Raw genomic sequence first — 14509 nt, 5'->3', positions numbered from 1 at the left:
CCATGAATGCAACCCTGATCCACGATGCTTCCGTCGAGACGTCTTTTCTGGACGACGCCGGCACGATGCCGCTGGTGTTGAAGCCGGTCGCGCCGATTGCCGATCTGTCCGGCTGGATCGACGCGCATCGCGACCAACTGGAAACGTGGCTGCTGCGCCACGGCGCGGTGCTGTTCCGCGATTTCGGGCTGACCGATCCGGCCGCTTTCGAAGCGTTCGCGGAAACGATTTCACCGGGGCTGTACGGCGAATATGGCGATCTGCCGAAGAAGGAGGGCGGTCGCAACACGTATCGCTCCACGCCGTATCCCGAGAAGCAGATGATTCTTTACCACAATGAAAGTGCGCATCAGCCGCGCTGGCCGCGCCGGCAGTTCTTCTTCTGCGAACTGCCGTCGGCGGTGGGCGGCGCGACGCCGATCGTCGATTGCCGCGCGATGTTGCGACAGTTGCCCGCGCAACTGGTCGACACGTTCGAGCGCAGGCAGTTGATGTATGTGCGCACCTTTACGCGCGGCCTGGACGTGCCGTGGCGCGAGTTTTTCGACACCGAAGAGCGTCGCGACGTCGAAGCGCGCTGCGATGCGGCGGGCATTCAGTACGAGTGGCTGCCGAACGACGAATTGCAAACGCGCACCGTGTGCCCGGCCGTGATCGTGCATCCGCGCACCGGCGAGCGGTCGTTCTTCAATCAGGTGCAACTGCACCACACCGGCTGTCTCGACGACGACGTGCGGCTCGATCTGCTCGATTTCGCGGGCGCGCAACGGATGCCGCGTCAGGCGTACTTCGGCGACGGCAGCGAGATCGACGACGCCACGATCGCGACGATCGGCGCGGCTTACGAGCGGTGCGCGGTGCGTTTCGCGTGGCAGGCGGGCGATGTCCTGATGCTCGACAACATGCTGGTCGCCCACGCGCGCGACCCGTACAAGGGGCCGCGCAAGATCGTCGTCGCGATGAGCGAACTGGTCGAACGTTCGCAATTTGCCGAAGCCGCGAGCGCCTGACGTTTTTTTCCAACAACTTTCTCGATCCTTCCGGACAGCATATGGAACACACCGCGCCTTCTATCGACGCTCAGCACGTCGATGGCGAATTGCGAAGCCTGTTTGCGACGCTGCTCGACATCGACCCGAGCGAAATCGGCGACGACAACGACTTCTTCGAACTCGGCGGCGATTCGCTGATGGTCATCAAGCTGGTCGCACGCATCCGTCGAAAACTCAACACCGAACTGACACCGGGCGATGTCTTCGATCACCCGACCGTGGCCGCCTTGAGTACCTTTCTAAAAGCTAACACTCAGCTTAGCTAATAAAAGTTCTGAAAGTGATAACGAAAATTCACACAAATCAGTTGGCGTCATTATAATTTCCAATTGCCAATAATTCGCATTTGCATTTCGCAAACACTTTCACGACAAACCTCAAGAGACCATGGCAACAGAACAATCAAAACAACGCTGTATGAAACGGAATGTGGCGCGTTCGCGCGCGATGAACCCTCTGCGGCTTGCGCCGATTGCCGCCGGGCTCTGGCTGGCGACATCGGCATTCGCGCAGACCACGCCCGCCACGTCGGGCGATGCCGCAGCGGCGGCGGCAAGTCCGGCATCGGGCGCGACGGCAGGCGGGACCTTGCCGGCGGTGGTCGTGAAGGGCAAGGACAATGCGGAAACCGGCACGGGTCCGGTGGTCGGGTACGTCGCGCACCAAAGCACGGCAGGCACCAAAACCGACACGCCGCTAATCAAGACGCCGCAGGCGATCTCGGTCGTCACGCGCGACCAGATGGACGTGCAGGGCGCGCAAAGCGTCGCCCAGGCGTTGCGCTACACGTCGGGTATGAACCCCGAGCAGCGCGGCACCAATACCGATTCGCTCGAATACCTGTATGCGCGCGGCTTCCTCGTGGACGAATTCTGGAACGGCTTGCGCACGCCGGGACCGGCAGGCGGTTTCGGCTACAACGTGACGAGCTTCGATCCGTATATGTTCGAGCGGATCGAACTGCTGCACGGTCCGGCGTCGGTGCTGTACGGCCAGAGTTCGCCGGGCGGTACGGTGAATCTGGTCAGCAAGATGCCGACCGAACAGCCGCTGCATGAAGTCGGCTTTACGACGGGCAGCTACGGACGCGTGCAAGGGTATTTCGACTTCAGCGGTCCGATCGACAAGGACGGCAAGGTGTTGTACCGCCTGACCGCCGACGGCTTCAACACCGGCACGCAAACCGACTACGTGAACCAGCAGCGCGTCGCGATTTCGCCGACCATCACGTGGCGTCCGACCAAGGACACGACGCTTACCGTGTTCGCCAACTATCAGGCGGACCCGGAAGCGGGCATCTATACGTCGGTGCCGCGCGGCTATCCGAGCCGCAGCCTGTATCCGGGCGAGCCGGGCTACGACAGCTTCCGCAAGACCCAGGAATCGATCGGTTATCAGTTCGATCAGCGCCTGAACGACGTGTGGTCGTTCAGGCAGAGCTACCGTTTCCTGCATAACAGCGAGACGGTCAAGTACGTCGGCAACAACGGTTTCGCGGCCGACGGCGAGACGCTGTCGCGCACGCCGTATCTGAATCGCGGGATGGTGAATTCGCATACCGTGGACAACCAGGTCCACGCGAAATTCGATCTCGGTCCGGTCAAGCAGAACGTGACCGTCGGTCTCGACTATCAGAACACCCAGTTCAATCACTACTTCTTCGGCAGCCTCGCCAGCACGCCGGGGCTGAACGTGAACGATCCGGTGTACGGCCAGGCGATTCCGGCGTCCACCTTCATGTACGCGACCTCGAACGCGCAGTCCATCAAGCAGCTCGGCGTCTACGCGCAAGACCAGATCGACGTCGGCAAGCTGTCGTTCCTGTTCGGCGTGCGCGAAGACTGGGCGAGCGAAGACCAGACTTCGTACAAGACGGGCGCGACCACGTCGCAGTTCAATCGCGCGTTCACGTGGCGTGCGGGGACGGTGTACACGTTCGACAACGGCGTCGCGCCGTACTTCAACTACTCGCGCGGATTCCAGCCGCAAGTGGGCTCGACCTACGGTGGAGAGGCGTTCGCGCCGTTGACGTCGGAACAGTATGAAGTCGGTGTGAAGCTGCAACCGAAGGGCTTCAACAGCTTCGTCACGGTGTCGGCATTCCACCTGACCGAAAACAACGTCGCGACCACCGATCCGCTGCACTCGGGCTTCAGCGTGCTGACGGGCGAAGTGCGCTCGCAAGGCTTCGAAGTGGAAGGTCACGCGAGCCTGACCAACAACCTGCAACTTATCGCGAGCTATACGTACACCAACCTGCTGAATACGAAGAGCAATTCGGCGTCGGTGAACAAGGTGCCGGTCGGCATTCCGCGTAATACGGCTTCGTTGTGGGCGGATTACACGGTGACGGGCGGACCGCTCGCAGGCGTGCTGTTCGGTGGCGGCGTGCGGTATATCGGCGGCTCGTACGGCGACACCGCGAACTCGTTCCTGACGTCGTCGGCGACGCTGGTGGATCTGTCGTTGCGCTACGACCTCGGCCGCCGTTTCGCCAACCTGCAAGGCTGGACCGCGTCGCTCAACGTGACCAATCTGCTCGATCGCAAGTACCTCGCGTCGTGCACCAGCGCAAGTTATTGCTACTGGGGCCAAGGCCGACTGTTGCTGGCAGGCGCGAAATATCAGTGGTAATCCATCAGGAGACAGGGCTGCATGCAAGTTGACGCGCATCGATCGTTGAACCCGCCCGGCGCGTCAGCCGGTTTGCAGCCGCTGTCCCCTGTGCAGGAGGGCCTGTGGTTCATGCAGCGGCTTGCGCCGCTGTCCACGGCCTATCATCTGTCGCGCGCATTTCATCTGCGCGGCCCGCTCGATATCGCCACGCTCGACCATGCATTGCGCGATGTGCGTGGTCGCCAGGCGGCGTTGCGCACGCGCTTCGTCGAGCGTGACGGCACGCCCTGGCAGATTGCCGATCTTCCCGCCGATACGCCGTTGAGCGTCGTCGATCTGTCGGCGTTGTCCGGCGATGCGCGTCAAACCGCGCTTGAACAATCGCTCGCCGAAGACGCGCAGCGTCCGTTCGATCTCGCCACCGAAGGCGCCGCGCGCTTTCGGGTGCTGAGCGTGGCGGCGGATTGGCATGTGCTGTCGGTGGTGGTGCACCATCTGGTGTCGGACGGCGGTTCCACCGCGATTTTCGCGCGCGAATTCGCGCACGCGTATCGCCGCGCCGTCAACGGCCAGACTGACGATGGCCGCGCGGACGCCGCGCCGCAACCGGAATGGCAGTACACCGATTTCGCCGCGTGGCAGCGCAATCTGCTCACAACCGCCAAAGCGCGCGCCGATCTCGCATGGTGGACCGATTACATCGGTGTGCCGAACGGCAGCTTCGAATTACCCACGGATTCCCCGCGTGCGCCCACGTCCGATCGCGTCGCGCGCACGCATACGTTTGCGTTCTCCGACGCCACGCTCGACGCGGTGCGCGCGCGCTGCAAGGCCGAGCGCTGCACGCCGTTCGTCGCGCTGATGGCCGCGTATCAGTTGCTGCTGTCGCGTCACGCGGGCAGCGCCGATTTCTGCATCGGCGTGCCGACCAGCGGACGCACGCGCGTCGAATGCGAAGACCTGATCGGCCTGTTTATCGACACGCAGGTGTATCGCGCGCGGATCGATCCGTCGATGACCGGGCGCGCGTTGTTGCAAGCCGTGCGCCACGATACGCGCGCCGCGCTGGATCACGCCGACGTGACCTTGCCCGTGCTCGTCGATGCGCTCGGCGTGCGTCGCGAAGCGGATCGTCATCCGTTGTTCCAGACGCTGTTCAATGTGCAGGGCGCCGCGTCGGCGGGCGCGCTGACGCTCGACGGACTCGATGTCGAGATCGTCGATTTCGAAAGCCCGCTGGCCCGTTTCGATCTGAGCGTCGATATCCGCCTGAGCGCGAATGGCGCGACCTGTACCGCGCGTTACGACGGCACGCTGTATCGCGCGGAAACCATCGCGCGGCTGTTCCGCCACTACGAAGCGATGCTGGCCGGACTGTGCCGCGACCCCGCGCAGCCGGTGGCCGAGATCCCGTATCTCGACGCCGACGAGCGCGCGCAACTGCTTGCGTGGAGTACGCAACACGCGCAGTACGGCGCGCCGGAGCCGGTGCATCGCCGGTTCGAGCGGCAGGCCGACGCGACGCCCGATGCCGTCGCGTTGCTGTTCGACGGCACGACGCTGACCTACCGCGAACTCGACCGTCGTGCGAACCAGTTGGCGCATCGCTTGATGCGGTTGGGCGTCGGCCCGGACGTGAAGGTGGGGATCGGCGTCGAGCGTTCGGTCGAGATGGTGGTCGGGCTGTTCGCGATCCTGAAGGCCGGTGGCGCTTACGTGCCGCTCGATCCCGACTATCCGCCCGATCGTCTCGCGTACATGATCGACGATAGCGGAATCGGTCTGCTGCTGACGCAGCACGCGATCCGCGAACGTCTCGCGTCGCATCTCGGCGCGCACGCCGCCTGCGAGATGCTGGAACTGGACACGCTCGATCTGTCGGGCGAGCCGGATACGCGTCCCGACGTGCCGCTGCACGCGGAAAATCTCGCGTACGTGATCTACACGTCGGGTTCGACCGGTCGTCCGAAAGGCGCGGCGAACCGGCATGGCGCGCTGTTCAACCGGCTCGCGTGGATGCAGGCTGCGTATCGGCTCGACGCGCATGACACCGTGTTGCAAAAGACCCCGTTCAGTTTCGATGTGTCGGTATGGGAATTTTTCTGGCCGTTGATGTACGGCGCGCGTCTCGCCGTCGCGCGGCCGGGCGATCATCGCGATCCGTCGCGGCTGGTTGCGCTGATCGACGCGTATCGCGTGACGACGCTGCATTTCGTGCCGCCGATGCTGCAAGCCTTCGTCGCGTCGCTCGACGGCGATGCGCCGGTGTGCCGCAGCTTGCGTCACGTGATCTGTAGCGGCGAAGCGTTGCCCGCGACCTTGCAGGATCGCGCGCTGCAACGCTTGCCGCACGTTCAGGTGCACAACCTGTACGGTCCGACCGAAGCCGCAATCGACGTCACGCACTGGACGTGCCGCGCGGGCGATCCGGTCGTGCCGATCGGACGACCCATCGCGAACGTCAGCACGCATGTGCTGGATGGCGCGATGAATCCGCTGCCGGTCGGCGTCGCCGGTGAACTCTATCTGGGCGGCGCAGGGCTTGCGCGCGGCTATCTGAACCGGCCGTCGCTGACTGCCGAACGCTTCGTACCCGATCCGTTCGAGGCCGGCGCGCGACTTTATCGCACCGGCGATCTGGCGCGCTGGCGCGCCGACGGCGCACTCGATTACCTCGGCCGTCTCGATCATCAGGTGAAGATTCGCGGTTTCCGCATCGAACTCGGCGAAATCGAAGCCGTGCTGCAAACGCAGCAGGGCGTCGATGCCGCCGTCGTGGTGGCGCAGGACGGCCCGAACGGCAAGCGCCTCGTCGCGTACGTCACGGCTCGCGACGCGCAGGCGTTGCAGCGCGACACGCTCGCCGCCGGACTCGGCGCGGTGTTGCCCGACTATATGGTGCCGACCGCATGGGTCGAACTCGACCGTTTGCCGCTGTCGCCGAACGGCAAGGTCGATCGTCGTGCGTTGCCGCTGCCCGAACGTACCGAACCCGCGGATAGCGCATGGGAAGCGCCGCAGGGCGACGCCGAAATCGCGCTGGCCGCGATCTGGCAGCAGGTGTTGCGCGTGCCGAAGGTCGGCCGGCATGACAACTTTTTTGAACTCGGCGGCGATTCGATCCTGAGCTTGCAGATCGTCGATCGCGCGCGCGTGGCGGGATTCAGGCTGACGCCGCGTCATCTGTTCGAGCGTCAGTCGGTGGCGCAACTGGCCGCCGTCGCAGTGCCGGTTTCCGTCGATCCGGCCGCGAACGCCGCCCACGCGCCGGTGCCGGACGGCCCGGCCGCGCTGTTGCCGATGCAGGCGTGGTTCTTCGATCTGCCGGTGCCGCTCGCGCAGCGCCATCACTGGAATCAGGCTGTGCTGCTGACGAGCCGCGAACCGCTCGACACGGCGTTGCTGGCGCGCGCATTGCATGCGCTGGTGCAGCATCACGACGCGTTGCGTCTGCGGTTCTCGCAGGATGCGGCGGGCGCGTGGCATGCGCGCCACGCCGACGCGCCGTCGGCCGATACGCTGTTGTGGGTTCGTCAGGCCGGCACGACGGACGACATCGCCGCGCTGTGCGACGACGCGCAACGCGGTCTCGATCTGAACGACGGGCCGTTGCTGCGCGCGCTCGCGATCGACGTCGCGGACGGAAGCGCGCGGCTGCTGCTGGCGATCCATCATCTCGCCGTCGATGGCGTGTCGTGGCGTCTGCTGGTCGCGCAACTGCGCAGCGTCTACGCCGCGTTGCAGCGCGGCGAACCGGTTGCGTTGCCCGCGAACACCGCTTCGACCGACGCCTGGGCGGCCCGTCTCGCGCGGTATGCCACGACCAGCGAAGCCCGCGATCAGATGCGTTACTGGCTCGACGTGGCCGCCGCGCCCGCAGCCTTGCCCAGCGATATGCCGGACGGCGCGAACACCGTCGCGCATCGCCGTCACGCGACGCTCGAACTCGACCGCATCGCCACCCAGAAGCTGTTGCAGGACGCGCCCGCCGCGTATCGCACGCAGGTCAACGATCTGCTGCTGACCGCGCTCGGCCGCGCGTTGTGCGACTGGACCGGCAGCGAACGGATTCGCATCGATCTCGAAGGGCACGGACGCGAGGACCTGTTCGACGATATCGACATCAGCGGCACGGTCGGATGGTTCACGAGCCTCTATCCGGTCGCGCTCGAACCGCAAGGCGAACTCGGCGCGGCGCTGCGCCGCGTGAAAGAAACGCTGCGCGCCGTGCCGGATCGCGGTCTCGGCTTCGGCGTGCTGAAATACCTCGGCGGCGACGCGGATCGCGCAGCGCTGGCGGCGATCGAGCCGTCGCGGGTCGTGTTCAACTATCTCGGCCAGTTCGATCAGAGTTTCGACGACAACGACGGCAACCGTTCCGCGTGGCTACCCGCGCGCGAACCGTCCGGCCGTCCGCAGGCCGACGACGCGCCGCTCACGCATGCGCTGTCGGTCAGCGGCAAGGTACTCGATGGCGCGTTGACGTTGACGCTCGGCTATAGCGGCGCGCGTTATCGCGAATCGACGGTCGACCGGCTGGTCGGCGCGCTGCGCGCAGCATTGAACGACGTGATCGCGCATTGCACGGGCGGCATCGACGGGCGCAGCGGTCCCAGCGGCGCGACGCCGTCCGATTTCGAGCTGGCCGGTTTGACGCAAACCGAACTCGATCGGTTGCCGCTCACGATGAGCGAAGTCGCCGATCTGTATCCGCTGTCGCCGATGCAGGCGGGCATGCTGTTTCACACGCTGTACGCACGCGGCGGCAGCGTCTACCTGAACCAGTTGCGCGCCGATCTCGATGGCCTCGACCCGGTGCGTTTTCGCGCCGCGTGGGCGGCGGTCACGCGGCGTCACGACATGCTGCGCACCGCATTCGTGCCGCAGGGCGAAGGCTGGCTGCAGTGGGTCGCGCGGGCGAAAGACACGCCGGATGTGCCGCTCGTCGAACATGACTGGCGCGACCGTCCGGACCTCCGGACGGCACTCGACACGCTCGCGTCGGCGCAACTCGAACAAGGCTTCGATCTGACGCGCGCGCCGTTGCATCGGCTCGCGCTCGTACGCACCGGCGAGCGTCGTTATCACTTCGTCTGGACGCATCATCACGTGCTGATGGACGGCTGGAGCGTGTCGCAACTGCTGGGCGAAGTGCTGCGCCATTACAGTGGACAAAGCCTGCCTGCGCACGGCGGCCGCTATCGCGACTATATCGGCTGGTTGCGCGGACACGATGCCGCCGCCAGCGCCGCGCACTGGCGCGAGCAGATCGCGCGGATCGACGGACCGACACGGCTTGCCGACGCGTTCGGCAATCGCGCGGCACGCGACACCGGATATGGATCGCACAACCTGGAACTCGATGCATCGACGACCGCCGACATCGTCGCGTGGGTCCGTCGGGAACGGGTGACGGTGAATACGCTGATGCAGGCCGCATGGGCGCTGCTGTTGCAGCGCTACACGAATCAGCCCGCCGTCACGTTCGGCGCGACGCTTGCCGGGCGTCCCGCCGATTTGCCGGGCGCGTCCCATCTGCTGGGACTGTTCATCAACACCTTGCCGGTGATCGCGACGCCGCGCGCGAGCGTCAAGCTCGGCGACTGGCTGCGCGAATTGCAGCAGCAAGGCGCGGCGGCACAGGAACATGCGCATACGCCGTTGTACGAGATCCAGCGTTGGGCGGGAGTCGGCGGACAAGGGCTGTTCGACAGCATCGTCGTGTTCGAAAACTATCCGGTCGATGCCGTGCTCAAGGAAACCTCGCCGGGCGGTTTGCGCATCGATGGCGTGCAGGCGCGCGACGAAACCAGCTACGCGCTGACGCTCGGCGTCACGCAAGGCGACACGCTGAAACTCGGCTTCCGCTTCGCTCGCGACGCGTTCGGCGACGACGCGGTCGCGTCTATCGCGCACCAGATGGCCGGTTTGCTGCGCGATGCGGCGGCGGGGTCGGCCGATCGCGTGCTCGGCGAATTCGATCTGCTCGATCGCGCGCAGCGCAGCGCGTTGCTCGCGCTCGGACGTGCCGACGTCGCGCCGTTCGGCCGCGATGCCGTGCACGCGAAAATCGAAACGCGCGCTGCGGAACACGCCGACGCGCTCGCGCTGGTCGCAGGGGAAACCCGCCTGACTTACGGCGAACTGAATACGCGTGCCAACCGTCTCGCGCATCGCCTGATGCGTGACGGCGTCGGTCCGGAAGTGCGGGTCGGCATCGCTGTCGGGCGATCGGTGGAGATGGTGGTCGGCATGCTGGCGGTGCTGAAGGCCGGTGGCGTGTATGTGCCGCTCGATCCGGCGTATCCCGCCGATCGCCTCGGCTATATGATCGACGACAGCGGCATCCGTCTGCTGATCGCGCACAGCGCCGTGCGCGCGGCTGTTCCGACGCCGACCGGCATGCGCGTGCTCGAAATCGATACGCTCGATCTGTCCGGCGAACCGGATGACAATCCGCCGTGCCGCGTGCATCCGGACAACCTCGCTTACGTGATCTACACGTCGGGTTCGACCGGCCGTCCGAAGGGCGTCGGCGTCGCGCACGGCGCGCTGTCGATGCACTGTCAGGCGATTGCGGCGCGCTACGACATGACGTCCAGCGACCGCGAACTGCATTTCGCGTCGATCAATTTCGACATCGCGCACGAACGCTGGATCGTGCCGCTGAGCGTCGGCGGCGCGCTGGTGATCGCGGACGCCGCGCGCTGGTCCACCGAACGGCTCGCTGCTGAAATCCGCCGCTGCCACGTGACGGTAGTGTTCCTGACGCCGTCGTACCTCAACAATCTGCTGTCCGATCCGTCGCTCGACGCGGCGAGCCTGGCGCTGCGACTATGCATCGTCGGCGGCGAGGCGTGGGCCGCCGATGCCGTCAAGGCGGCGTGCCGCGCGCTCGGCGATTGCCGCGTGATCAGCGCGTACGGTCCGACCGAAACCGTGATCGCGCCGACCGCGTGGGACGTCGATCCCGCATTCGACGGCCTGTACGCGCCCATCGGCCGGCAGATCGGCGAACGCGTCGCGTATGTGCTGGACGCGGGCATGAACCTGACGCCGCGCGGCGTCGCGGGCGAACTGTATCTGGGCGGCGCGGGACTCGCGCGCGGCTATCTGCAACGCGCCGCGCTGAGCGCCGAACGCTTCGTGCCGGACCCGTTCGACGCCGACGGCGGACGTCTGTATCGCACCGGCGACCTCGTGCGCTGGCGCGACGACGGCGAACTCGAATATCTCGGCCGGCTCGATCATCAGGTGAAGTTGCGCGGTTTCCGGATCGAACTGGGCGAAGTGGAAGCGGCGCTGCTTGCGCAAGACGGCGTGCGCGAAGCCGTAGTGATAGTGGACGGTACGGCGAACACAGCGCGGCTGATTGCGTATGTGACGGCCGATCTCACCGCGCAGCCTGCCGACGCGCCTGACAGCCGTGCGCTGAAAAGCGCGTTGGCGCAGACTTTGCCCGACTATATGGTGCCCGCCGCGATCGTCGTACTCGACGCGTTGCCGCTGACGCCGAACGGCAAGGTGGACCGCCGCGCGTTGCCCGCGCCGCAGCCGGTCGAAACCCAGGACTACGTCGCGCCGCAAGGCGCCACCGAAGAAGCGGTCGCGGCGATCTGGCGCGAGGTGCTCGGCGTCGCGCGGGTCGGACGGCATGACAATTTCTTCGAACTCGGCGGCGACTCGATCCTGAGCCTGAAAGTGCAGCGCCGGATTGCGCGCGAAATGTCGGTGGAGATCGAACTTGCGGCATTATTCTCGGCGCCGACGCTCGAAGCCTTCACACTTTCCGTGGACAATGCACGGGCGCGCGACGTTACCGGTCACGATCCGGTCGCCGACACCATGCAATCTCTTCTTACCGATCTTATGCAATGAATCGCAGGGCCATGCTGAACGCGCTGCTGGGCGCGGCAACCTTCGCTGCCGGTGGTATCGACGCAATGGGCGCAACCGGCACAATCGCGCGTGCGGACACGCCGCGCCGGATCATCGTGCTCGACTGGGGACTCACCGAACTGACCTTGTCGATCGGTGTGGTGCCGGTCGGGATGGCGAACGTGCCGGGCTTCCGGCGTAATTTCACCGCCTGTCCGGTGCCGGATTCCGTCGTCGATCTCGGGTTGATGTTCCAGCCGAACATGGAACTGATGCTCGCGCTGAAACCCGATCTGATCGTGATCACGCCCGCTCACGCATCGATGCGCGCGTCGCTCGAACGGATCGCGCCGACCGTCACGCTAGACATGCTGTCATCGAGCGAAACGCCGTATGTGACGGCCTGCGCGGAAACGCTGCAACTCGCGCGGCGGTTCGATTGCGTGCCACGCGGCGAGGCCGTCGTCGCGCAGGCGAACCGCACGCTCGACGCCGCTCGCGCACGTCTCGCCGCGCTGCCTGCCGCGCGCGACGCATCGGTCTATATGGTGCGTTTCGTCGATGAATCGCATCTGCGCGTGTACGGCTCGCACAGCCTGTACGGCGAACTGCTGACGACACTCGGCCTGCGCAACGGATGGCGCCATGCACCCCAGCGGGCGCCATATTCGATCATCGGTTTCGACGCGCTCGACGCGACCGGCGACGCCACGCTGGTCTACGTGAAGCCGCTCCCCGCATCGACCGCGACGATGATGAAGGCGAGCCGCGTCTGGCAGGCCATGCCGTTTTCGAAAGACGGCCGGATGATCGGCATGGCGGGCGCGCCTGCCGAAGGCGGCATCCTCTCCGCGCAATACTTCGCCAACGCGCTGGTCGATGCGTTCAGCGCCGCCCCTGCACGCACCCCGGAGCATGCATGAAAAGCGCCGTGACGACGCCTTTCGTACCGCTGCGGCGTTCGCCGCTGCTGCCGGTCTGCGCGATCGCCGTGCTGGCCGCGCTGCTGTTCATGCTGCGGCTCGACGACCGGCTGCCGCCCGCATCGTGGTGGCAGGCGCTGGTCGCGCCGTCGCCGGTCGATCTTCAGCAACTGCTGGTTCACTACAGCGATTTCCCGCGCGTCGCGGTGACCTGGCTGTGCGGCGCGGCACTCGGTATCGCCGGTGTCGCGACCCAGCAGGTGTTGCGCAATCCGCTCGCCGAACCGATGACGCTCGGCATTTTCCCCGGCGCATGGCTCGCGCTTGCGCTTGCCACCGTCTATGCGCCGGGCTGGCTCGGCGGCGGTCGCGATGCAGTGGCGCTGGTCGGCGGAACCGTTGCGCTGGGTGCCGTGTTTGCGCTGGCGGCGCGACGCGGAATGTCGCCGCTCGCGCTGATCCTCGGCGGGATGATCGTCAATCTGTGCTGCGGCGCCTTCAGTCTCGCGCTGGCCATTTCTCACTACGATCTGTTGAGCGGGTTGCTGGTCTGGGGCGGCGGTTCGTTCGGTCAGCACGACTGGGGCATCGCGTCGTCGCTGTGCGTGCGGCTCGCACCGTGCATCGCGCTGGTGCTGCTGTGCCTGCGTCCGATGGCCGTGTTCGATGTCGGCGATACGGTTGCGTCGAGCCTCGGTGTGTCGCTGCGCGCGACACGCGGTATTGCGCTGTTTCTGACCTTGCTGATTACCGCGTTCGTGGTCAGCGCGGTCGGCGTGATCGGCTTCGTCGGACTCGCCGCGCCGTCGCTGGCGCGTCTGGCCGGCGCGCGGCGGCTGCGTGAGCGGATCATCTGGTCGCCTTTGTTCGGCGCGGCGCTGCTGTGGCTCGCCGATCAGCTCGCGCAGCTGTGCACCGTGCATTTCGGCATGGCGATTCCGACCGGCGCGATCACGACGCTGCTCGGCGCACCGCTGTTGCTGATGATGCTGCGCCGTCTGCACGGACGCCCCGATCTCGCGCAGACGCCGGGTGTGCCGTCCGCGCCGATGTCGGCGCGCGGCCTGCGCATCACGGCCGGTGTCAGCGTCGTGCTGCTGGTGCTGGTGATCGGCGTGTCGCTCGGGCTCGGACGCGGACTCGACGGCTGGCATCTGAGCCGTCCCGACGAAGTCGCGAGCCTGCTGTTCCTGCGTCTGCCGCACGTGGTCGCGGCGCTCGGCGTCGGGGTGTTGCTGGCGCTGGCGGGCGGCATCGTGCAGCGGATGACCGGCAATCCGATGGCGAGCCCGGATCTGCTCGGTATTTCGGCAGGCGGCGCGTTCGGTTTGACCGGCGCGCTGTTCCTCACCGCGCATCCGGGTCTGCCGACTTTCCTGATCTGGTGTGCGGCGGGTTCGGTGCTGACGCTGTGCGCGCTGGTGCTGTTCGCGCGCGCGTCGTCGTTCGCGCCGGACACGCTGATTCTCGCCGGCATGACCATCAGCGCGGTGTTCCAGGCCGTCTCGACGATTGCGATTTCGAGCGGCGATCCGCGTGTCATCATCCTCTACAATCTGCTGGCGGGATCGACGTACAACGTCGGTCCGGCGATGGCGTGTCTGGTCGCACTGGTCGCGCTGGCGGCGCTCGTCGCGGTGCCGTTCAGCCGTCGCTGGCTGGAAATCCTGCCGCTCGGCAATGCGGTGTCGCGCGGGCTGGGTGTCGATATTTCCGTGGCGCGCTTCGGTCTGCTGATGTCGAGCGCGTTGCTGACGGCCGTTGCGACGCTCGTGATCGGCCCGTTGTCGTTTATCGGCCTGATGGCGCCGCATATGACCCGCATGTTGGGTATCCGGCGAGCCACGCCGCTGCTGCTGGTGTCGGCGGCATTCGGCGCGACGCTGATGGTCGCATCCGACTGGCTCGGCCGCTGGGTTCTGTTTCCGCAAGAAATGCCGGCAGGCGTGATGGCTACGCTGCTCGGCGGACTCTATCTGATCATCACGATGTTCCGGCGCGGATCGCAAGGTCCGTCCGGTTCATGATGCACTGTCTCAA

The 14509-nt window shown here is 66.0% G+C and carries 6 protein-coding genes; all 6 read left to right on the top strand.

The annotated features are described in order from the left end of the window. The first annotated feature begins 2 nt into the window (after window positions 1-2). Window positions 3-1010 (top strand): TauD/TfdA family dioxygenase, encoded by a 1008-nt coding sequence (locus tag PW947_RS19575; protein ID WP_299634010.1) that lies wholly within the window; start codon window positions 3-5, stop codon window positions 1008-1010. A gap of 41 nt (window positions 1011-1051) precedes the next feature. Further along, the gene (locus PW947_RS19570) at window positions 1052-1318 is read left to right on the top strand and encodes an acyl carrier protein (RefSeq protein ID WP_299634009.1); all 267 of its coding nucleotides are present in this window, start codon (window positions 1052-1054) and stop codon (window positions 1316-1318) included. Between the two features lie 151 nt (window positions 1319-1469). After that, on the top strand, window positions 1470-3686 hold the full coding sequence (locus tag PW947_RS19565; protein ID WP_299634008.1) for a TonB-dependent siderophore receptor: 2217 nt from the start codon (window positions 1470-1472) through the stop codon (window positions 3684-3686). 21 nt (window positions 3687-3707) lie between these two features. Beyond that, window positions 3708-11546, top strand: coding sequence for a non-ribosomal peptide synthetase (locus PW947_RS19560; RefSeq protein WP_299634007.1), 7839 nt, complete (start codon window positions 3708-3710; stop codon window positions 11544-11546). After that, entirely contained in the window at window positions 11543-12469 is a 927-nt protein-coding gene (locus PW947_RS19555; RefSeq protein WP_299634006.1) for an ABC transporter substrate-binding protein, read from the top strand. Before PW947_RS19560 ends, PW947_RS19555 begins: the two co-directional genes overlap by 4 nt. Further along, on the top strand, window positions 12466-14496 hold the full coding sequence (gene fhuB / locus PW947_RS19550) for a Fe(3+)-hydroxamate ABC transporter permease FhuB (RefSeq protein WP_299634005.1): 2031 nt from the start codon (window positions 12466-12468) through the stop codon (window positions 14494-14496). The genes PW947_RS19555 and fhuB overlap by 4 nt, the downstream gene beginning before the upstream one ends. The last annotated feature ends 13 nt before the right edge of the window (window positions 14497-14509 follow it).

The organism is Paraburkholderia sp. (assembly GCF_028283785.1).
Taxonomy (GTDB): Bacteria; Pseudomonadota; Gammaproteobacteria; order Burkholderiales; family Burkholderiaceae; genus Paraburkholderia.
The sequence above is the reverse complement of the archived record's forward strand: the minus strand, read 5'-3'. Positions and strand labels throughout refer to the sequence as shown.